Origin of the sequence: Haloferax litoreum, assembly GCF_009674605.1 — an archaeon.
Lineage (GTDB): Archaea > Halobacteriota > Halobacteria > Halobacteriales > Haloferacaceae > Haloferax > Haloferax litoreum.
This window is the reverse complement of sequence record NZ_WKJO01000001.1, coordinates 1463984-1481786: the sequence shown is the minus strand read 5'-3', so window position 1 is coordinate 1481786 and position 17803 is coordinate 1463984. Positions and strand designations below refer to the sequence as shown.

The 17803-nt window shown below is 62.5% G+C and carries 19 protein-coding genes and 1 tRNA gene; 7 read left to right on the top strand and 13 right to left on the bottom strand.

The genetic code is table 11. The features are described 5' to 3' along the window. Nucleotides 1-105: 105 nt before the first annotated feature. Complete coding sequence (locus GJR96_RS07640) at nucleotides 106-1140, top strand: NAD(P)/FAD-dependent oxidoreductase (protein ID WP_151162394.1); 1035 nt, start codon at nucleotides 106-108, stop codon at nucleotides 1138-1140. Between the two features lie 117 nt (nucleotides 1141-1257). Further along, nucleotides 1258-2580: a methyl-accepting chemotaxis protein gene (locus GJR96_RS07635; RefSeq protein WP_151162393.1), complete on the top strand. Its 1323-nt coding sequence runs from the start codon at nucleotides 1258-1260 to the stop codon at nucleotides 2578-2580. Between the two features lie 29 nt (nucleotides 2581-2609). Here GJR96_RS07635 and GJR96_RS07630 read toward each other — a convergent pair whose 3' ends face one another. Continuing rightward, entirely contained in the window at nucleotides 2610-4340 is a 1731-nt protein-coding gene (locus GJR96_RS07630) for a Rieske (2Fe-2S) protein (protein ID WP_151162392.1), read from the bottom strand. A gap of 207 nt (nucleotides 4341-4547) precedes the next feature. Between GJR96_RS07630 and GJR96_RS07625 the strand changes: the two genes are divergently transcribed. Beyond that, entirely contained in the window at nucleotides 4548-5411 is an 864-nt protein-coding gene (locus tag GJR96_RS07625; protein WP_151162391.1) for a CehA/McbA family metallohydrolase, read from the top strand. A gap of 30 nt (nucleotides 5412-5441) precedes the next feature. Here GJR96_RS07625 and GJR96_RS07620 read toward each other — a convergent pair whose 3' ends face one another. The 3 genes from GJR96_RS07620 to ahbB form a co-directional block, all read right to left on the bottom strand. Continuing rightward, nucleotides 5442-6344: a CPBP family intramembrane glutamic endopeptidase gene (locus GJR96_RS07620; RefSeq protein WP_151162390.1), complete on the bottom strand. Its 903-nt coding sequence runs from the start codon at nucleotides 6342-6344 to the stop codon at nucleotides 5442-5444. Between the two features lie 130 nt (nucleotides 6345-6474). Beyond that, nucleotides 6475-7194, bottom strand: a complete 720-nt coding sequence (locus GJR96_RS07615) for a hypothetical protein (protein ID WP_151162389.1) — start codon at nucleotides 7192-7194, stop codon at nucleotides 6475-6477. An 87-nt stretch (nucleotides 7195-7281) separates the two neighbouring features. Continuing rightward, a complete protein-coding gene (gene ahbB / locus GJR96_RS07610; RefSeq protein WP_151162388.1) occupies nucleotides 7282-8325 on the bottom strand; it encodes a siroheme decarboxylase subunit beta in 1044 nt (347 codons plus the stop codon). Nucleotides 8326-8433: 108 nt separating this feature from the next. Between ahbB and GJR96_RS07605 the strand changes: the two genes are divergently transcribed. Continuing rightward, on the top strand, nucleotides 8434-9501 hold the full coding sequence (locus GJR96_RS07605) for an anthranilate phosphoribosyltransferase (protein ID WP_151162387.1): 1068 nt from the start codon (nucleotides 8434-8436) through the stop codon (nucleotides 9499-9501). A gap of 20 nt (nucleotides 9502-9521) precedes the next feature. On the opposite strand, the gene GJR96_RS07600 is transcribed toward GJR96_RS07605, so the two are convergent. From GJR96_RS07600 to GJR96_RS07590, 3 genes are all read right to left on the bottom strand, one after another. Further along, entirely contained in the window at nucleotides 9522-9878 is a 357-nt protein-coding gene (locus tag GJR96_RS07600) for a hypothetical protein (RefSeq protein WP_151162386.1), read from the bottom strand. 39 nt (nucleotides 9879-9917) lie between these two features. Then, nucleotides 9918-10949 (bottom strand): succinylglutamate desuccinylase/aspartoacylase family protein, encoded by a 1032-nt coding sequence (locus GJR96_RS07595; protein WP_151162385.1) that lies wholly within the window; start codon nucleotides 10947-10949, stop codon nucleotides 9918-9920. Nucleotides 10950-11079: 130 nt separating this feature from the next. After that, a complete protein-coding gene (locus GJR96_RS07590; RefSeq protein WP_151162384.1) occupies nucleotides 11080-11310 on the bottom strand; it encodes a YgaP-like transmembrane domain in 231 nt (76 codons plus the stop codon). A gap of 213 nt (nucleotides 11311-11523) precedes the next feature. Between GJR96_RS07590 and GJR96_RS07585 the strand changes: the two genes are divergently transcribed. After that, nucleotides 11524-12042, top strand: a complete 519-nt coding sequence (locus GJR96_RS07585; protein WP_151162383.1) for a peptidylprolyl isomerase — start codon at nucleotides 11524-11526, stop codon at nucleotides 12040-12042. Nucleotides 12043-12048: 6 nt separating this feature from the next. Here the strand turns inward: GJR96_RS07585 and GJR96_RS07580 are convergent, their stop codons facing one another. Further along, nucleotides 12049-13338, bottom strand: a complete 1290-nt coding sequence (locus GJR96_RS07580) for a hypothetical protein (protein ID WP_151162382.1) — start codon at nucleotides 13336-13338, stop codon at nucleotides 12049-12051. Between the two features lie 93 nt (nucleotides 13339-13431). Between GJR96_RS07580 and GJR96_RS07575 the strand changes: the two genes are divergently transcribed. Beyond that, nucleotides 13432-13776 carry a ferredoxin gene (locus GJR96_RS07575; protein WP_151162381.1) on the top strand — a complete coding sequence of 115 codons (345 nt, stop codon included), beginning with the start codon at nucleotides 13432-13434 and terminating at the stop codon, nucleotides 13774-13776. 11 nt (nucleotides 13777-13787) lie between these two features. On the opposite strand, the gene GJR96_RS07570 is transcribed toward GJR96_RS07575, so the two are convergent. Next, complete coding sequence (locus tag GJR96_RS07570) at nucleotides 13788-15005, bottom strand: RNA-guided endonuclease InsQ/TnpB family protein (protein WP_151162380.1); 1218 nt, start codon at nucleotides 15003-15005, stop codon at nucleotides 13788-13790. Next, nucleotides 15002-15124, bottom strand: coding sequence for a hypothetical protein (locus tag GJR96_RS18400; RefSeq protein WP_255471267.1), 123 nt, complete (start codon nucleotides 15122-15124; stop codon nucleotides 15002-15004). The genes GJR96_RS07570 and GJR96_RS18400 overlap by 4 nt, the downstream gene beginning before the upstream one ends. 255 nt (nucleotides 15125-15379) lie before the next feature. Between GJR96_RS18400 and GJR96_RS07565 the strand changes: the two genes are divergently transcribed. Beyond that, nucleotides 15380-15464: transfer RNA gene (locus GJR96_RS07565), tRNA-Leu, on the top strand. Here the strand turns inward: GJR96_RS07565 and GJR96_RS07560 are convergent. The 3 genes from GJR96_RS07560 to GJR96_RS07550 are packed head-to-tail and all read right to left on the bottom strand — an operon-like array spanning nucleotide 15446 to nucleotide 17774. Continuing rightward, nucleotides 15446-15598: a hypothetical protein gene (locus GJR96_RS07560; RefSeq protein WP_154326188.1), complete on the bottom strand. Its 153-nt coding sequence runs from the start codon at nucleotides 15596-15598 to the stop codon at nucleotides 15446-15448. The genes GJR96_RS07565 and GJR96_RS07560 overlap by 19 nt on opposite strands. A 41-nt stretch (nucleotides 15599-15639) precedes the next feature. Then, nucleotides 15640-16464: a hypothetical protein gene (locus GJR96_RS07555; RefSeq protein ID WP_191965826.1), complete on the bottom strand. Its 825-nt coding sequence runs from the start codon at nucleotides 16462-16464 to the stop codon at nucleotides 15640-15642. Further along, nucleotides 16461-17774: a tubulin/FtsZ family protein gene (locus GJR96_RS07550; protein ID WP_151162379.1), complete on the bottom strand. Its 1314-nt coding sequence runs from the start codon at nucleotides 17772-17774 to the stop codon at nucleotides 16461-16463. Before GJR96_RS07550 ends, GJR96_RS07555 begins: the two co-directional genes overlap by 4 nt. Nucleotides 17775-17803: the final 29 nt, after the last annotated feature.

Here is a 17803-nt window from a genome sequence, read left to right as displayed (position 1 = left end):
ATCGTTTTCGTCTCACCCACGCAATCCGCCGCGGTGCGAGTCTTTTAGCGCATCGAAGACACAGATTGAGACGATGCTGGCTGGACTCACACGCGGGGTGTCGAGATGACGCGCGACGTGTGTATCGTCGGAGCGGGGGCCGCGGGGGCTGGCGCGGCGTACGCGCTCCGTGACGCGAACGCGAACGTGACCATTCTGGAGAAGAGTCGCGGGGTGTGCGGGCGCGCGGCGACGCGGCGGAGACACGGGTGTCGGTACGACCACGGGGCCAACTACGTCAAAGACTACGACCACCGAACCGAGCGACTGATTCGCAGCCTCGGCGAGGATGGACTGGTCGATATCGATGAACCCGTGTGGACGTTCGACGCCGACGGAGTCATCTCGAACGGCGACGGGCGCGACCAACACAAGTGGACGTGGACCGACGGAATCACCCAATTAGCCAAGCGACTGCTCGCCAGAACGGACGCCACTGTCGAACGCGAGACGCGGGTCGCGGCTATCGACCACAACCCAGACACGACGTACTGGTCCGTCGTGGACGAGTCGGGCACTCGCCACGGACCGTACGACGTGGTCTTGTTGACGCCGCCTGCCCCACAGACAGCGAGTCTGCTCACCGAGATGGGGTGGGGCGACCAGTGTATGGTCGGTCTCAGAGAGGCGATTGGGAGCGTCCAGTATCGGACGATTCGGTCGGTGATACTCCACTATCCGTTCGAGCGCGACGAACCGTGGTACGCACTCGTCAACCCCGACAAGCAACACCCCATCGGGTGGGTCGCACGCGAAGAGTGCAAAGACGGGCACGTCCCCGACGGTGAGAGCCTTCTCGTCGTGCAATCGAGCCCCGAGTGGTCGGAAGCACACTACGACGACCCACTCGACGAGACGGCAGACGAAGTGGCCGACATGGTCGCGGACCTCCTCGACGACGACCGATTGCGTGACCCCGACTGGGTCGACGACCAGGGGTGGCGCTACGCCCTCCCCGACGGCGTCGCAAACCGAGAGGTCATCCGCCGTGGCGAACCCGACGGTCTGTTCTTCGCCGGCGATTGGACGGTGGGCGAGGGTCGGGTCCACGCCGCACTGTGGAGCGGTATCGAAGCGGGCGAGCGAATCGCCGAGAAGTGAGCACTGAGTAGGCGACGGACACGAGCACGGACGAGACACACGAGGCGTCGCGGTTCGGGGTTCCCATTTAGTGGGAACGGCCACTAATTCGTTATATTTCACTCCTGTGGGGTCAGTATGGCAACCCAAGAGCAGGGCACGACGAGCGGGACAGATTATTCTCAAGTAATCTCTGGCGGGGCCGAGAAGTCGCACGAAGAGTTACGGGAGTTGTTCGGGTCGAACATCCGAACGATAATGGATTCGACCGGGGCAGCGATGCGAATTCTCGACACGAACTTCAACGTCGTCTTGGAGAACTCCCTGATGAAGGAACTCGGCGGCGTCGAAGCGGAGGGCAACGACGCAGTCAAGTGTTACGACCAGTTCTGCAACCCGGAAGTGTGCGGGACTGACAACTGCACGATGAAGCAACTCGTCGACCACGGGCGCGACGAGATTCGTGTCGAAGTAGAAAAAGAGAGTTACGACGGGCGTATTGTCCCGACAGAACTCGTCGTGAGACCGCTCCGCGATGAGGACGGAACGGTCGTCGCAATCAGTGAGACGTTCCGAGATATCTCCCACCTAAAGGAGGCGACGGGGAGTATCAAACACTCCGTCGACGAATTGAAAGCGACGTCTCGCGATGTCGCGTACAATTCACAGGACATCAGTCGCCTGAGTTCCGAGAAGCACCGCGCCATCCAAGACGTATCGACCGAGGTGTCGTCACTCAGTGCGACTGTCGAAGAAATTGCTGCGACGGCGGACGAGGTCGAAGAAATCAGTGAGAACGCGCGAGACGCTGCAGTCCAAGGTGAAGACGAAGCAGAAGAGACCATCTCGATTATCGACGACATCCAATACTCGGCGAAGGACGTTACGACGAAAATCGCCCGTCTGAACGAGAGCGTCCACGAGATAGAAGAAATCGTCGAGGTCATCAACGAGATTGCGGACCAGACGAACTTGCTCGCACTGAACGCGAGTATCGAGGCCGCACGCGCGGGCGACGCAGGGTCCGGGTTCGCCGTCGTCGCCGAAGAGGTCAAATCGCTCGCCGAAGAGTCCAAAGACCGAGCATCTGAAATCGAGTCACTCGTCGACAGCGTGTTAGACCACTCTGAAGAGACCGTCGAGACGCTCGGGGAGACGAACGAGGTCATCCAGACGGGGTCGACGAAGGTTCAGAACGCGGGCCAGACGTTCAAAGAGATTGCAGAGGTCGTCGAACACGCGACAGACGGTATCGTCGAAGTCGCCAGAGCGACAGACGAGCAAGCGGCGAGCACCGAGCAGATTGCCAGTATGGTCGACGAAACCGTCGACGGGTTCGAACAGGTCGCACGGGAGGCAGAAGACATCGCTGCTGCGAACGAAGAACAGATGAGCCAAATCGAACAAATCAGTGGTGAAGTCGACCGGATGAACGAACTCGACATCCAGTCGAACCTCTAATCGCGCGACTCCCCACCGGTCGACGCCGACTATTCGTGAACTGACTCGCCGCGCTGGAGGCGGGCGGCGATAGAGAACGTCTGTTCACGTTCGCGTCGGGTCGGCGAGTGCGCCGAGAGGTAGCGGGCGACACCGACGAAGAGCGTCCGTGCTTCTTCTGGCGGCCGGTTCGCGGCCTGTGCGAACCCCGCTTCGAGCGCCTGGTAGGTGTGGAATCCGGCGTCTTCGACGAGGTGTGCACTGCCGAGTTCTCGCCGCAGCGTCTCTGGGTCACCACCGGCGTCGAGGAAGTGGGCGGCGGCCTTGCCGGCGGCGTTCACCCGACCCTCGGCGTCGAATGCTGCTTCGAGCGTGTCGAGTTCGACCGACGGATTGGCATCGGGGTTCTCGGGTGGAAGCGGTGCTGGTGGCGTGTTCAAGAATCGGTCGAGGTAGACGTTGATTGCGGCGTCGAACACGCCGCGGTAGAGTTCTACCGCGTCCGTCCGTCTCGTGAGTTGGTGGACGGCGTTGGCGTACGTGAACGTGTGATGGACCGTGTTCCAGTCGTTGAACTCGTTACTCGTCGCGAACTGTGCGACGCGCATCCCGGCCGCGAGTGCCACGACGTCGGCGAGTTCTTCGGGCGACGCGCCGTGACGAATCGCGTCCACGAGGGCGTCGACGATGGCGTCCGGGTCGTCGCTGAGGAGAGTGTCGAGCACGTCGTCGGGTCGTGACCACGTCTTTCCCGACCCGAACTCGACGAATCGGTCAAGTTCGTCGAACACGTTGTCGAGGAGTTCGGCGAGGTTGATTGGCCGCCGCCACTGTGCGGTCTCCTCGGCCCGGTCTGCAGTCGCGAGGCCACGGACGAGACTCGGGAGCACCTCGTCGGCGTATCCCCACCCGACGTGGTCGAGTGCCTCGCAGGCTTTGTTGACGTAGTCGAGGACGTGCCCCGTCTGGATGTAGCGGTGGTCTGTCGCCGCGGTAGCGAGGAGTCGCGCGAGGTGTTCGTCGTCGTATCCGGCGTCGATGGCGGTTCGGAGGACGCGTTCTGCACCGGACGGGTCTCGAACTTCGACGTTCTCGCGGAACCACGACAGGAGTCGCTCGAAGTCGGTGTCCGTCGCGCCGAGTGCATCCTGTTCGAACTGCGGCGGTTCGTTCGACACGTCACTGCCGACTTCCACGAGGCCGTGGTAGAGCGCGCGTTTCTGGTCGGTCGGGTCGAGGTCAGGGAGGACGTTCGCCATCGCGGTCAGGATGGTGAGACCCGACCCCCATCCCTGCCGCCGATATCGACAGCCGAATCGAATCCCCGTCTCCATCGGGTCCGTGGCGTCGACACCAGCGTCGAGGAGGCCGATGACGGACTTCGCGACGACGAGTCGAAGGTTCTGTTCGAGACCATCTTCGAGTCTCTTCGACCAGTGGACGTGCGGCGGGTCGTCCGGTTCCGGGTTCGGGTCGACGTAGACGGTTCCGTCGCGGACGTCCACCGGATAGGTGAGCACGTCGTCGGCCCACGGGTCGAACGTGTCGCCACACGAGAGTTCGAAGCGGGCGTGGTGCCAGTGGCAGGTGAGGACGCCGTCGTCGACGCTTCCCTCGATGAGGGGAAAGCCCATGTGTGGACAGGCGTTGTCGACCGCTCGAACGTCGCCTTCGTGGACGAAGAGCGCGATTGCGCGACCATCCACCCCGACGGCTTCACGGCCGGACTTGCGGAGGTCCGCGAGTTCGACGGTAGGGACGAACCCATCTGAAGATGCCATACGATAACACACGTCGGAGAAATTCGTAAAGGTTCGCTGAAACGACGTTGTGTAGCGAGGGCGACCATTCACCTGTCACCCTCAAATTCCGCCTCTTCAGACGCCGCACGGTGGATATGGCGCAGAACAGTGTCGCACCGAGAAGTGCGTCAGACGCTAACACGATTCGGGCATGCCTTTTTCGTCGCCCGCGCCTAACCACAGAGTGTGTCCGCGCTGACCGTTCGAATCGACCCGCACGTCCACTCGGAGGGGTCGTACGACGCCCACGACCCGGTCGAACTCATCTTAGAGCAGGCCGCGGAGATTGGACTCGACGCCGTCGTCATCACCGACCACGACGTCATCAACGAGTCCATTCGAGCGGCGCAACTCGCACCGATGTACGGCCTCGTCGGCATCCCCGGTGTCGAAGTCTCGACGGCCGACGGCCACCTCCTCGCACTGGGAGTCGAAGAACTCCCGCCCCGCCGTCGACCACTCGACGAGACTGCCCAGTGGGTGCGTGACCACGGTGGCGTCGCAATCGTCCCGCACCCCTTCCAGCGGAGTCGCCACGGCATCCGAAAGAAGCGACTCGGCCGGTATCACGACACGTCCGGTGGTGACGCGTTCGACGCCATCGAGACGTACAACTCGTGGCTCTTCACTGGGTACAAGAACCGCCGTGCTCGCAGATTCGCCGCGAGCAGACAGTACCCCGGCGTCGCCGGGAGCGACGCCCACAAAGTCGGATACGTCGGCCGTGCCTACACGGAAATCGAGATACCCGACGTGTCGCGCGCCTCGCTCACCGCCGACGACATCCTCGACGCTATCCGCAGTGGTTCGACGCAGGTCCAAGGACGCCGGACGCCGATTCCGACGAGTACGAAACACTACGTGGGTGCGGCGGGGCGGAAGTCGGCGTACTACGCCAAACGTGGCGCGCTGACCAGTGGTGTGCTGGCGAAGAAAGGAGCGTTCAAATCGGCATACATCGCGAAGGTTGGCGCACTCAAGAGCGGCTATCTCGCCAAGCGGGGCGCAGTTCGCGGGGCCCAGTTGTTAGCCCGATTGTCGCCACTGTAGCAATCACGGAGGTGCGGTTTTTTTTTTTACTCAATCTGCCCGGCCAGGTCGACTGACGGGTGGTGTCGCCTCCGGGAACCCACTGGTCGCCGCGGGTTCGCGGGAGAGATGGTCCACCCCACGAGTCGCGACGAGGACGAGTGCGACTAGCCACACCGCCACAGCGAACGTCCCGATTGCAGCCACCCGAACCTCGTCGTAGATGGGCGTGCCGACGACTGCCGCGTCGATGGGAACGAGGCCACTCAGAATGTTCATCGAACCGTGCCCGAGCATCGCCAGCCATGCACTCCCCGTCTCGTTGTAGAGCCACGTCAAGACGAGCGAGAATCCGACTATGCTGACGCCCCACAGTACCTGCTGTCCGAGTGGCCACGTCCCGTGTGGGGCCGACGTGGTGAAGAACAGCGGAAGGTGCCAGAGTGCCCAGAGGACGCCGATGAGGAGGCCGGATTGGACTGCACCGTACCGGGCCTGCAACCGCGGGAGCGCGAATCCACGCCAGCCGAGTTCCTCTTTCCCGCCACCGACGATTGCTTCGAAGACGATGAAGAGTGGGACCGTCAGGTAGAACGCCGCGCCCATGTCGAGGACGTTCACGTCGATTGGGTACCCGAGGAGACCGTACAGTACCGTCCCGAGTGCGACGAACACGAGTGGGAGCACGAGGACGGCGGCGTACCAGCGAATCGAGAGACGCCACCGAAGTCGCGGCACGAACCACGCCCGAATCGATTCACCGCCGGCCCAGAGGACGACGACGGCGGCGACGAACGGGCCGAGAGCGCCGAGCGTGAAGAGGCCCCACGTGGCCCACGATGGCGGTAACTCGAACAGGAGGACCGGTGCGTCGATAGCCCAGGTAATCGCGAACGAGAGGACGAAGAACGCGACGATTGGATGTGTCGTGATTCGACGACGAATGGAGGACAATTTACTTCACCGACACTAGTTGGTCGGGACGACGGATAATCCAAGAGTGCCGTTCTCTCGAGGAGAGAACGAGTACGAAAAGAGCGGTGCGCGCCACGAGGGGGCAGTCGGTGTTCGACGCGCCGTGTACTCAGGCAACCACCGGTTGGCCCGGTGCAGGGTATTCGAGATAGAGTCGGCCGAAGATGGCGTAGGGCCACCTCCAGCATTCGACGTCACCGTGCGTTCGGGTCGAACGTGACGGCGTCACGTTCCCGAGGTCGAGTCCGTCGAGTGTGCCGCACGCCGACTCGACGGCGAGGATTCGGTCGGTGTCGACCCTGTATCGAATGCCAGTCTCGGTGCGCCCGCGCGACTTCGACCCACCGGCCGGCAAGAGGGCGTTGAACACGCGAGTACTGGTCGCGCTGCCAATGGACGTCTGCGCAACGGCCTCCGGAAGCAGCGAAGAGAGGGCGTCCAACACACGTGTCCGTGTCGTCGTCGTGAGGTCGACGCGAAGGTCGAGTGTCGTCCCGTCGGCGCTGTCCATCCCGACTTCGAGTGCCTCACTGTCTGCACGTTGCCACGCGAACGCGGCCTCTTCGACCCGGTCGAACTCGTGGTACGCCACGATGTACTCCGCCGCCTCACTGGACGCGTAGAGTGCCAACTCGCCGTCTGGCCGTTCGAGCCACAGTTCGGCGTAGGAGTCGACCGGCGTCGGTGTCTCGTCGAACGCGACGAGCCACAGCGTATGTCCGCTCTCGAACCCGATGTACGGACAGACGACACCGGAGAACGGTCGCAGCGGGCCCCGTATCCCTTGCGGATACCGGTATTGCTCGTCTGCCCCTGAGGTAGTGCTCATGGATAACTCGCGTAGAATAATGCTAGCGACCGACATTACCGTTGTGTCGAACGCGTCTCTTTCACCGAGTGTCCGCAAAGGCGTCGCTTACTCGGGAGAACTGACCAGTTCTTCGTACTGCGCGCCAGTCTGTTTGAGCGTCTCCGTCGAGTAGAGTCGCTCGTGGTCGAACGGGAGGTACTCGGTGGCGAGTTCGTCTATTTTCGCGTCCACGGCGTCGGCGTCACGGCCGTGAATCATGGTGAAGAGGTTGTACGGCCAATCCTGTTCCGGACGACGAGGCCGGTGGTAACACAGGGTGACGTACGGCAGACTCCCGACGACTTCTCCGCGTGCGTCGAGTTCGTCGTCGGGGACGTTCCAGACGACCATACAGTTGTTTCGGAACCCGGTGACGACGTGGTTGACGATACATCCGATACGTTTGATACACCCGTCGTCGAGGAGTCGCTCGATTGCGGCGATGACCTCGTCGGTGTCGGCGTCGATGGCGGCGGCCACGTCCGCGTACGGCGTCTTCGTCAGCGGGAAGCCATCTTGAATCTCCACGAGAAGTCGTGCGTCGAGGTCTGAGAGGTCGCCCGTCGCGTCCTCGGAGATTCGTGTCGCACTCACCTCGGTCTCGTCGAGACTCTCGCGGGCGAACCGGTCGTCGTTCATCACGGGGAACTCTAAATCGATGTAGTAGTCCGTGAGCATCGGGAGGTTCAGCACCTCACAACCGGTCCGTTCTTCGATTTCCGAGAGGATTCGGTCGCGCGTCTCGCGTGACCCGGCGGTGACGACGAACCACATGTTCCACTCGTGGTCGCGGCGGTAGTTGTGGTTCACCTGCTGGTAGCCGTTGATTATCTCTGCAACCTCGTCGAATCGGTCCTCAGGGGCGGAGACGGCGGCGAGGGTCGAACTCCCGATGACGGGCGGATTGAGGACGGCACCGAACCGGCGGAAGATACCCTTCTCGCGGAGGTGGCGAACTCTGTCCAGCGCCTCCTCCTCGTCGATACCAAGGTCTTCGGCGACGACGCGGAAGGGTCGCGCTTCGACAGGGAAGCCACTTTGATACTCGTCGATGAGCGCGGCGTCGACCTCGTCGAGGTCGGCCCGCCAGTCGTCCGACAGCGCGGTCATTACCTCGGCTTAGGAGTCGGAGGGCCTATCGCTTTCGGACCGCCGGACAGGTCTCGGTCGGCGGGACCGAACAGGACGTTTTTTGCACGCTCACTCGAAGGTACGACCATGGCAGCAGTCGACAGCGAGTTCGGAGAGTGGCCGCTGAAACGTCTGATGACAGAAGTCGTCGGCACGGGAACGAAGTCCGCCGAGGACATGACGCGAGCGCAGGCGATGGAAGCGATGCGACGCATCCTCGCTGACGAACCCGACCACACGACGCTCGGCGCGTTCTGGTTGGCCAACCGCTGGAAACACAACAACGCCGAGGAACTGGCCGCGTACACCGACGTGATGGCCGAACACGTCCAGTACGCCGAGCCGAAAGTCGACCCCGTCGACTGCGGCGCGAACTACGACGGCAAGGGCAAGACGGCCATCCTCGGCGTCGCCGCCGGCGTCACCGCCGCCGCGGCAGGCACGCCCGTCGTCGTCCACTCCGGCGACCGAGTCCCGACCCAGAAGCAGGACGCCTACAAGCACGTCCTCGACGAACTCGGCGTCCGTACCGAACTCGAACCCGACGAGTCCGCCAACATGGTGGACGACACCGGGTTCGGCTTCTACTATCAGCCCAACTTCAACCCCGCTATCCACGCGCTCTGGGAGCGCCGTGACAACATGGGCGTTCGGACGTTCGTCAACACTATCGAGACCATCGCCAACCCCGCGAACGCCTCCGTCCACCTCGGGTCGTTCTACCACCTCGCGTTCGCCAAGAAGATGGTGAACACGTTCGAAGAGAGCCACCACCACGACCTGCGCCGCGTCGTCATGTTCCAGGGGATGGAAGGGTACGACGACATCCGTCCCGGCTACACGAAGGTGGCCGAGTGGACCAACGGCGAATTCGACGACTTCGAAATCGAGACGGCCGAGTACGGCATGGACTTCGAGTACGACGACCTCGGCGTCGACGAAGACGACGTCGCCGGCGACTCCGCGACGATTACGGAGGAAGTCCTCTCGGGCGCACGCGAGGACCGCTTCGCCGACGCCGTCGCCCTCAACGCGGCACTTCGTATCTACGCGCGCGAGGACGCCGACTCCATCGACGAGGGGCTGGAGATGGCCCGTGAGGCTATCGACTCCGGTGCCGCGGCCGAGGTTCTCGAAGACCTGCGCGCGTTCTAGATAGGCACCGTCTCATCGCGTCAACAGACCGGCCCCGGTGACTCTCCGTTGACACGGTAAACCGAGTTCAGACCGACGTAGTACACCGCTTCGGACGACGTATCAGCATGCGTCTGGTCAGTGTCGTACCAGTATGGGTGTGAGACGCGAACCCACCGCCCGTCGAGCGACCGGTCGACGACTGTCGCTTTCTCGTCACCTACCGTCCCAGACGTATCGAAGTTCGTGACGCACGATGACCTCGCCAGTTCAGACTGTAGGTACGCTTCTTCTTGTTGCAGTGCCTGTCGTTTCGCGTATCGGTCGGTCACGAATAGCGCTCCCGCCGCGAGAACGAGGAGAATCAGCGCCAACGAGAGTGCCTGCCGACGATTCACGAATTTCTGTGCGAATACCGCGAGCAAATATCTTCTGTCCTAAATATCCAATTCGTCCTCAGCCTCACTGAACGGGTCGGCGTCACCCAACTCGTCGTCCATACCGTCGTCCAGCGGAAGTGCCACGCCGACGAGTGTCTGTCCAGCGGTGACCGTCGCCTCGCGCGTGATGGAGTAAACGACACCCGCACGCTCTGCTTCGACTTCTTGCAGGACCGTGTACTTCGTCGGGTCGTAGACCCACCCGAGGTGGTCGCCGGGACGGACTTCCCGTCCGAGTTCGAGGTCTTCGCGGGGGACGAAGAGGCCCGACGTGTCGGCAGAGACACGACCGAGGTGGTTCCGATAGGTCTGGCCGTCCCACGAATCGACGGCACCGGGAAGGATACCGAGACTCCGACAGACGTTGAGCAGTCCCTCGACGCCGGCGACGATGGCGGGCTCGACGAGTTGCTTGTTGTGCGCGAGTTCGGGCGTGATAGAGGGAATACCCGCTTCCGTGGCCGCGACACGGAGTTTGCCGTCGAAGTTGCGTTCGGACCACTCTTCTTCGGCGTCTTCGCCCGCGGCCTCGGCGAGGAGCAAGTCGACGCCGAACGCCTCGGCGAGGTCACGTGAGGCGTCGTCGTTCTGGCGGTAGACCGTGTGGGTGAGCATGTCCGGACTGCCGGTGTGGAGGTCCACGATAGCATCCGCGTCACCGGCGTACTCCCACAGGGATGCGGCCATTCGTTCGTGGATAGACCCGTCGGGGTCGCCCGGCCAGACGCGATTCATGTTGGAGTGTATCGAGTCGATGGCCTCCGGAGTAACGTACGACACTCGGTCGAACGTCAGGGGGTCGGCGATGGGGACGGCGACGACGCGGCCTGTCAGGTCCGCGCGTTCGAGTCGGCCGTGGAGTCGGCGAAGGACCTCGGTTCCGTTTATCTCGCGGCCGTGTTGGGCGGCCTGCACGTAGAGTGTCGCCCCATCCGTGTCGTCGTCGTCGGGTTCGTAGACGTGAACCGTCGTCTGCACCGGGACGCCAGAGGGAAGACGAGCGAGCGTCACGGTCTCCGCAGTGTGCATATTCGACGCAATGCGGTCGGGTGTCTTGTAGTTAGTGGGGACAGCGGGAGACGTGAAAAAATGGACCGCGACGCCGACGGTGGTGCTGGAGCAGTCGCAGAGTCGGTTCAATCGTCGGCTGACACTGGTTTCAGTTACGGCCCGAGGTGTTGATACCGAACGGCAGGTACAGCGGGCACGTCTGCCGATATCCGGTCACGACGAGAACGACGCCGAGAACGAGGGCGACGATACCGCCGAGCATCGCTGGAATCGGGCCGAGCGAGACGGCACCCGCGAGTGCCCCAAGACCAAGGACGCCGAGCAGTGCTCCGAGTGCGAACCGAACCATCCGGTCGAGGCTTCCGACGTTGTGCTTCATGTGAATCTCAGTCGTGCTTTGGAGTACAAGATAAAAAACGCCGGCGGCCGTTCCCGCCGGTTGGTAGCGCTATGCTTCCGCGCTGGGCGTTGTGTCGACCACTCAAAACCACCGCCGTCGGTAGAGACGACACCGCGACGGACCGACTGTCGGTCACCCCACTGCTGTTCCGAAGGCGGCACGGTTTTCACTCGCCCGCCCGACGAATCACGTATGAGCGACAACCCAACGGCCACGCTCCACACGAACAAGGGCGACATCACGGTCGAACTCTTCGCAGACAAGGTCCCGAACACGGTCGAGAACTTCATCGGCCTCGCCACAGGCGAGAAGACGTGGGTCCACCCCGAGACGGACGAGACGATGGAGGGCGAACCCCTCTACGAGGACATCCTCTTCCACCGCATCATCAGCAATTTCATGATTCAGGGTGGGGACCCGACCGGAACCGGCCGCGGCGGCCCGGGTTACACCTTCGACGACGAGTTCCACTCGGACCTGAGTCACGACGGCCCCGGCGTCCTCTCGATGGCGAACCGCGGACCCAACACGAACGGGTCGCAGTTCTTCATCACGCTCGACGCGCAACCGCACCTCGACGGCAAGCACGCCGTCTTCGGTAAGGTCGTCGACGGCATGGACGTCGTCGAAGACATCGGTTCAGTCCCGACCGACCGCAACGACAAGCCAGTGTCGGACGTCGTCCTCGAATCTGTCGACGTCGACCAGTAGACGCAGTTATCCTGTCCGGTTCGCCACACCGTCTTCGGCGGTCCCATTCGTCGGTCGGTCCTCGGGACCGACCCACTGTGGTGGCGTGACCGTCGTCTCACCGACGGCGTCGTATTCGAACCAGACAGTGACTCCGAGTCCATCGCGCGTCTCGTAGGAGACTCGCGTCGACCGGACGAACCCACTTTCTTCGACGAGCGCAGTGAATTCGTAGTCGCGTGAGCGCGGGAACTCGTTCACAGTGCCTTCGACGCGGTACACCACGACGCCGTCTTCGACTGTCGAGTTCACCACTCGGGAGCGTTCCGTCGAGAGGTACCACTCGACGTATCGTTCCCCGCGGGTCGCGTGTCGCCCCGGACCGTCGCGAACGTCAGGGTCGAGAACGCGGGCAGCGATGCCGTCGGGTTCGTTCGGGCGACGAGCGTAGCGCATCGAGCCATCGGCGTAGGAGTCCTCGGTCGCAGTCGGCCGGGGGAACGCTCGCAGTCGACCGACACGTTGCACCTCGGAGGTGTACACGTGCGGTGCCTCGACGCGGACGACTTCTACCTCGCGGCCCGTCTCGTCACCCGCAATCGACTCTCGGTAGACGACTGTCCACCGGTAGGATTCGTTCGTCACGGCGCGTCGGTGTGCGTTGGCGAGGAGCGTCGCGTTCTCGATACCCGCAGTCGTCACACCGGGCGCGATAGTCCATGGTTCGGGCGTCACCGTCGACATGGGGGTCGAACTCGGGTCCGATTGAGGTTGCTCGGTCCCACCGCCAAGTCCCGGCACGACGCCCGGTACCCCTGCTGTGGCGACGATGGCGAGGGCGAGCAACGCGGCCACGGCGACGAGAACGATGCCCGACCGGGCCGACCTGAATCGTGACGAGAACGAGAAGCGACCCGGCCATGTCGTCGCCGACTGGTCGGCGAACAGTGTCCCGAAGTGGGTTTCGACGAGTCGGTTGCCCACGTCGCTAGGAAGGCCGTATCGGAGCAAATCGTAGAGGTCGTCGAGCGAGAAGACCCGGACACCGGGTGTAGAGTCAGCAGCATCGATGGCGGCGGCATCGAGTGCGACGACCACGTCGACTTCGTCCGGAACCCTCGGCCGAACCCCGAACCATCCCCCGGCCACGAGAGCGATGCGTCGCGTCTGCGTCCCGGTTCGGGCGACGACGAACGACCCGTCGACCGTCGTCTCCCACCCACGGGCGGCCCAGACGTCGGCGACGAAGCGACGGCGTTCGCTCGGCGACGCGGCGCGAACGAGGTCACCGAAACGCTCCCGAGGAGTGTCGCCCATCGTGTCGAGTAGGGTCTCGGTGCCGATAGTCCCACCGGGGTGTGGCGGGGCGCGACCGACAGCGCAAAGTCCACCGGGTTGTAAGCACCGGCGATGAGTGAGGAGTCCGACCGACCGAAGCCGAGTGACTTCGGGTCCGACGAGAACGCCCCACCGGTCGAAGAAAAGCCCTACAAGATAATCTTCGAGGCCAACAAGTGCTTCGGGGCCGGGCGGTGCGCGGAAGTCGCCGACAACTGGGAGATGGACCTCGATACTGGTCTCGCCCGCGCGAAGTCGTACTTCGTCGGCGAGGACGAACTCGACGAGAACGTCCGCGCCGCAGAGGTGTGCCCGGCGAAGAAGGGTCGCGGCGTCATCCACGTCATCGACCGACGAACCGACGAGGAACTCGCACCGAATCCGCACGGCGACGGGACCCTCTCTGTCGACTGGTGAACTACCCTACCTCACGGCTGACGCCGTTCACTTCTGGGGGTAGGGCTTCCTGCTTCAACGACGCGCTTTGCAGATACGAACGTATCCACCGGGAGCGCAGTCTCCACAGGCGTTGATTCGGAGTGTCCCACTCCTAAGTCTTTGAGGCCGCGAGAAAGGATATTCCACGCCGCGTTCGCGTCCCTGTCCGCTTCAAACCCACAGGTAGGACAAGAGTGTTCACGGAGCCACAACGGCTTGTCCGCTGAAACACCGCAGGACGCGCACTCTTTTGTCGTTCCGTGAGGGCTCACGGCGATGAAGTGTGTCCCTTCGCGTTCGCACTTATATTCGAGCATCCGGAGGAACGTTCCCCACGACGCACTCGCTCGATTTTGCGAGTTCCCCGGTAGTTCGATCAAGCCTTTCGCATCTAAGTCCTCAACCGCCACGAAGTCGTACTCGGTAGCGTAGTAGTTCGACAACTTGTGGAGGAAGTCACGGCGTTTTCGCTTGAGGTCGGCGTAGCGTTCGGCCACGACGCGGCGTTGTTTCTCCCAATTCGCAGACCCATGTTCCGTCCGTGAGAGGTCGCGTTGAGCGCGTTCCACCCGCTCACGCTCCTTTGATGAGTCGAGAGATCCAACCGCGTAGCCGTCGGTGTCGTGAGTATATTTGAGAATCCCTACATCGATACCGACACACCTCTCAGGGTTCTCCGGTTTTCCGGGTGGATCGTTGGGAGTCTCAACACCGAGGATAGCGTACCACTTCCCGGTGGGCTCCTGCTTCACGGTGACAGTCTTGATTTCAGCATCTTCGGGCAACTCACGGTGGAATATGATTGAGATTTCGCCGAGTTTCGAGAGCCACAGCCGCGTCCGGCCGCTCGTGTTTTTGAGCTTGAAGCCGGATTGACTGTAGGTGAAACTGCGGTACTCACCCTTCTGTTTCCACTTGAGCGTCCCGATGCGGTGGCCGTTCTCTTTGCGCCCACGAAGCGACGATAGATTGTTGTACAATCGCTGTACGACCTTCTGAAGAACTTTCGAGTGAACTTGTTTCAGGTCACCCCACCACGTCTTTAGGCTCGGCAAGAGCTTCTGTTCGGAGTACGCCGAGGTGTCGTTGTTCCGATTGAGTCGGTGGAGGAAGTGGTTGTAGACTTGTCTACAGGTATCGACAGTCCACACTAACTGCTCTTCGAGCGCGTCGGACGGTCGAAGCCGATACCTGTAGCTGTAGTTCACGAGCGTTCTTCGATGAGTTCGTCGAGCTTCTCTTGAACGAACGACGAGAGATTAAGGTGATTCTCTTGAATCCACTCGGCTTGGTCGTCGCGGATAGAGATGTTCTTACGCGTTGCCACACCACATTATACACAAAGTGTGTATTTTTAGTTTGCGATTGTGGGGTCCTGTGGGCTGAGCGTTGTACGTGTTTTTGACCTGTTTGGTGTTGACGAGACGTTTTGGCGTCACGTCCGAACACGAAAGTAGTGCTCCTGTGGACGCTGTATCTTCTCGACTCGCTCTCTCTGGACTCTCGTTGAGGAAGCGGCCTTAGCACCTCAATTCAGGTAAAACGAAAGCACTTTTCTATCCCTCCGAGAACGGTCAACTGCGCGGGGGTGGCTGAGCCAGGCCAAAAGCGGCGGACTTAAGATCCGCTCCCGTAGGGGTTCGCGAGTTCAAATCTCGTCCCCCGCACTCGCTTCTGCGAACGACAGTGAGCAGAGCGATGCGTCCCACGCCTTTTCATCGGTGAGCGGAGCGACCGTGGTTCGAATCTCGTCCCCCGCATTTTCATCGGCGAGCGACAGCGAGGCAATGTCGCCGACCAATCAAGGCGGCAAAACCTAAATCGTGAACACGCTGTCCGCGTTCACCGGTACAGTTTCGACCCTGCGCCCTCTGCATGCGGTGACGTACGTGGGGTCCGAACGCGGTTCACGAGCGTGACGAGGCCACCGAGAGACCAGCCAACTGGAACCGCGAGGGCGAACCACATGCCGACGTACGCCAGACCCTGCAACTCGAACGACGCGCGGATGAACGCGGCGATGCCAGCGAAGTCGAGGACGTTGTTCAGCAACCAGATTGCGAGTGACGTCGAACTCGGGAAGACGACCGACGCGAGCGTCGGGGAGTAGAGTGAAGCGACGACGGGCGGGAGAAAGAGTGCAGTGACCCCGAAGGGATAGGCGAGTGCGACCGTCGTCAGTCGCCCCGTTCTGCCGGAGAAGAAGAGTGCGAGGACGGCGGAGACGGTTGCGACGACGCCCGCCACCGCGACGGCGACGAACCCCTCGAACGCGATTGGTGAGAGGTACGTCGCCGCGGTCAGGCCTCCCCAGACGAGAAGCGAGACGGCCGTGACACCGACGAACCCGAGGCCCGCCGTGATGCGGTCGATCCGGTGCGCGTAGTACCGCGTCGCCAGACCCAAGACGAAGATGGGGTACACGAGAACGAGGTACAGTACGCCGAGTGCGGCCCAGAGACGGTGCCCCACGGCCTCACCCGTACTCTCGGGTTCCCAGTTCTCGATGACCGAGTGGTCTCCCTCATACTCGCGCGAGAAGACGAGTTTCATCCACGACGCGTGCAACGAGAACAGGTCGACACGCATGGCAGTGGCCGTGTTCGCGACCCGACTCGGAACCCACGTCGGCGCATCTTGCCAGTCGTCGTCCATCGGGGTGTTCATCGGGAGTCCACCGCCTCAGTGGCCGTCTCGTCTGCCGACTCGCCAGCCGGGTCTTCTGCCGACTCGTCGAGCGTCTCGTCGGCGTCCAGCGCTTGCTGGTGCTCGACTGCCGTCTCCTGAATCTCCTCGATTCGCGCCACGTCGGTCACGTTCGAGAAGAGGACGACTGCCGTGAGACTCGTCGCCCGGTCGTGCGGTTCGTCGCCCGCCATCACGTCCACGATGTCTGCCTCTCGTTCGAGCCAGTAGCGCCCGCCTTCGAACCCCTTTCGCGAGAGAGTCTCCGACGGCCCCGACAGGACGACGAGTGCCCGGTCGGCGCTCGTGATTTCACACGGCAGCGTGAGTTTCGAGCGAGCGGCCTCGCGGACGAGGTTGTTGATTTTGGCCGCGGCGGTTCCGGCGTCTTCGTCGTCCATTTCTGTGAGCGGTGCAGACGCCCACGCGCCGCCGGGCATCCACGAGTACCGGTTCGACAACGACCGGACGAGTGAGCGAATACCACCGCCCTGCGGCAACTCGACCGAAGCGTACCCGATAGACGACAGACCGCCGGTATCGAGCGTTCGCATGATGTCGCTCGGGTCCATTCGACTCTCGGACGCCGACGGGGCACTGAACTCGCCTGCTGCGAACAGCGTGACGAGTCGTTCGGCCAGTGCTGTGTTCACCGGTCCGTACCCGCTTCTGTCTGCGTCGTCGCCGGTGGGTGCCTCACCATCGGGTGGTGCCACCTCATCGGGTGACTCGACTTCGTCGACCCATCGCTGTTCGTCGTCGTCCTGCCAGGCATCGTTGTCGAAGGTGATGACGTTGTCAGCCTTCGTGACGAACGACTGCAGTGTGCGGGCGGCGCTCAGCGCCGCTTCGTCGCCTTCCGCCTCGGCCGGAAGGACGCCGACGGCGTATATCGGGTGGTCACAAATCTCGTTCAGTTGGTCGATGACGACGGCACCGGCACCGCCACCGGTGCCGCGGCCGAGTCCAGCGACCACCAAGATACCGTCGACCTGATGGAACTCGATGAGGTCGAACGCCCGGTTGATGTCGTTCTTCTCTTCGCGTGCAATCGTGGCGGCCAACTCCGGGTCGCCGTCGATGTCGGACCCGTCGGCGTCCCAGTAGACGTCGCCGATGACCAAGCGACGCTCCTCGGGGACGTGTTCGTCCACGTCGAACGTCGGTTTCGTCGAGTTGACGAGGAGCGTGTTCCCGTTACAGAGGTTCCGACCGGTCTCTTTCTCGACGTCGAGGATGTTGTTGACGATGCGACTACCTGCGTTCCCGACGCCGATGACTGCCAACTTCATCGACCCACTCCCTGGGAGGTACTCTCGGC

What these genes read in the sequence shown, in the direction of transcription:
- GJR96_RS07640 (WP_151162394.1), top strand. Translation starts at nt 106, where the DNA reads ATGACGCGCGACGTGTGTATCGTCGGAGCGGGGGCCGCGGGGGCTGGC.
- GJR96_RS07635 (WP_151162393.1), top strand. Translation starts at nt 1,258, where the DNA reads ATGGCAACCCAAGAGCAGGGCACGACGAGCGGGACAGATTATTCTCAA.
- GJR96_RS07630 (WP_151162392.1), bottom strand. Translation starts at nt 4,340, where the DNA reads ATGGCATCTTCAGATGGGTTCGTCCCTACCGTCGAACTCGCGGACCTC.
- GJR96_RS07615 (WP_151162389.1), bottom strand. Translation starts at nt 7,194, where the DNA reads ATGAGCACTACCTCAGGGGCAGACGAGCAATACCGGTATCCGCAAGGG.
- ahbB (WP_151162388.1), bottom strand. Translation starts at nt 8,325, where the DNA reads ATGACCGCGCTGTCGGACGACTGGCGGGCCGACCTCGACGAGGTCGAC.
- GJR96_RS07605 (WP_151162387.1), top strand. Translation starts at nt 8,434, where the DNA reads ATGGCAGCAGTCGACAGCGAGTTCGGAGAGTGGCCGCTGAAACGTCTG.
- GJR96_RS07595 (WP_151162385.1), bottom strand. Translation starts at nt 10,949, where the DNA reads ATGCACACTGCGGAGACCGTGACGCTCGCTCGTCTTCCCTCTGGCGTC.
- GJR96_RS07590 (WP_151162384.1), bottom strand. Translation starts at nt 11,310, where the DNA reads ATGAAGCACAACGTCGGAAGCCTCGACCGGATGGTTCGGTTCGCACTC.
- GJR96_RS07585 (WP_151162383.1), top strand. Translation starts at nt 11,524, where the DNA reads ATGAGCGACAACCCAACGGCCACGCTCCACACGAACAAGGGCGACATC.
- GJR96_RS07580 (WP_151162382.1), bottom strand. Translation starts at nt 13,338, where the DNA reads ATGGGCGACACTCCTCGGGAGCGTTTCGGTGACCTCGTTCGCGCCGCG.
- GJR96_RS07575 (WP_151162381.1), top strand. Translation starts at nt 13,432, where the DNA reads ATGAGTGAGGAGTCCGACCGACCGAAGCCGAGTGACTTCGGGTCCGAC.
- GJR96_RS07555 (WP_191965826.1), bottom strand. Translation starts at nt 16,464, where the DNA reads ATGAACACCCCGATGGACGACGACTGGCAAGATGCGCCGACGTGGGTT.
- GJR96_RS07550 (WP_151162379.1), bottom strand. Translation starts at nt 17,774, where the DNA reads ATGAAGTTGGCAGTCATCGGCGTCGGGAACGCAGGTAGTCGCATCGTC.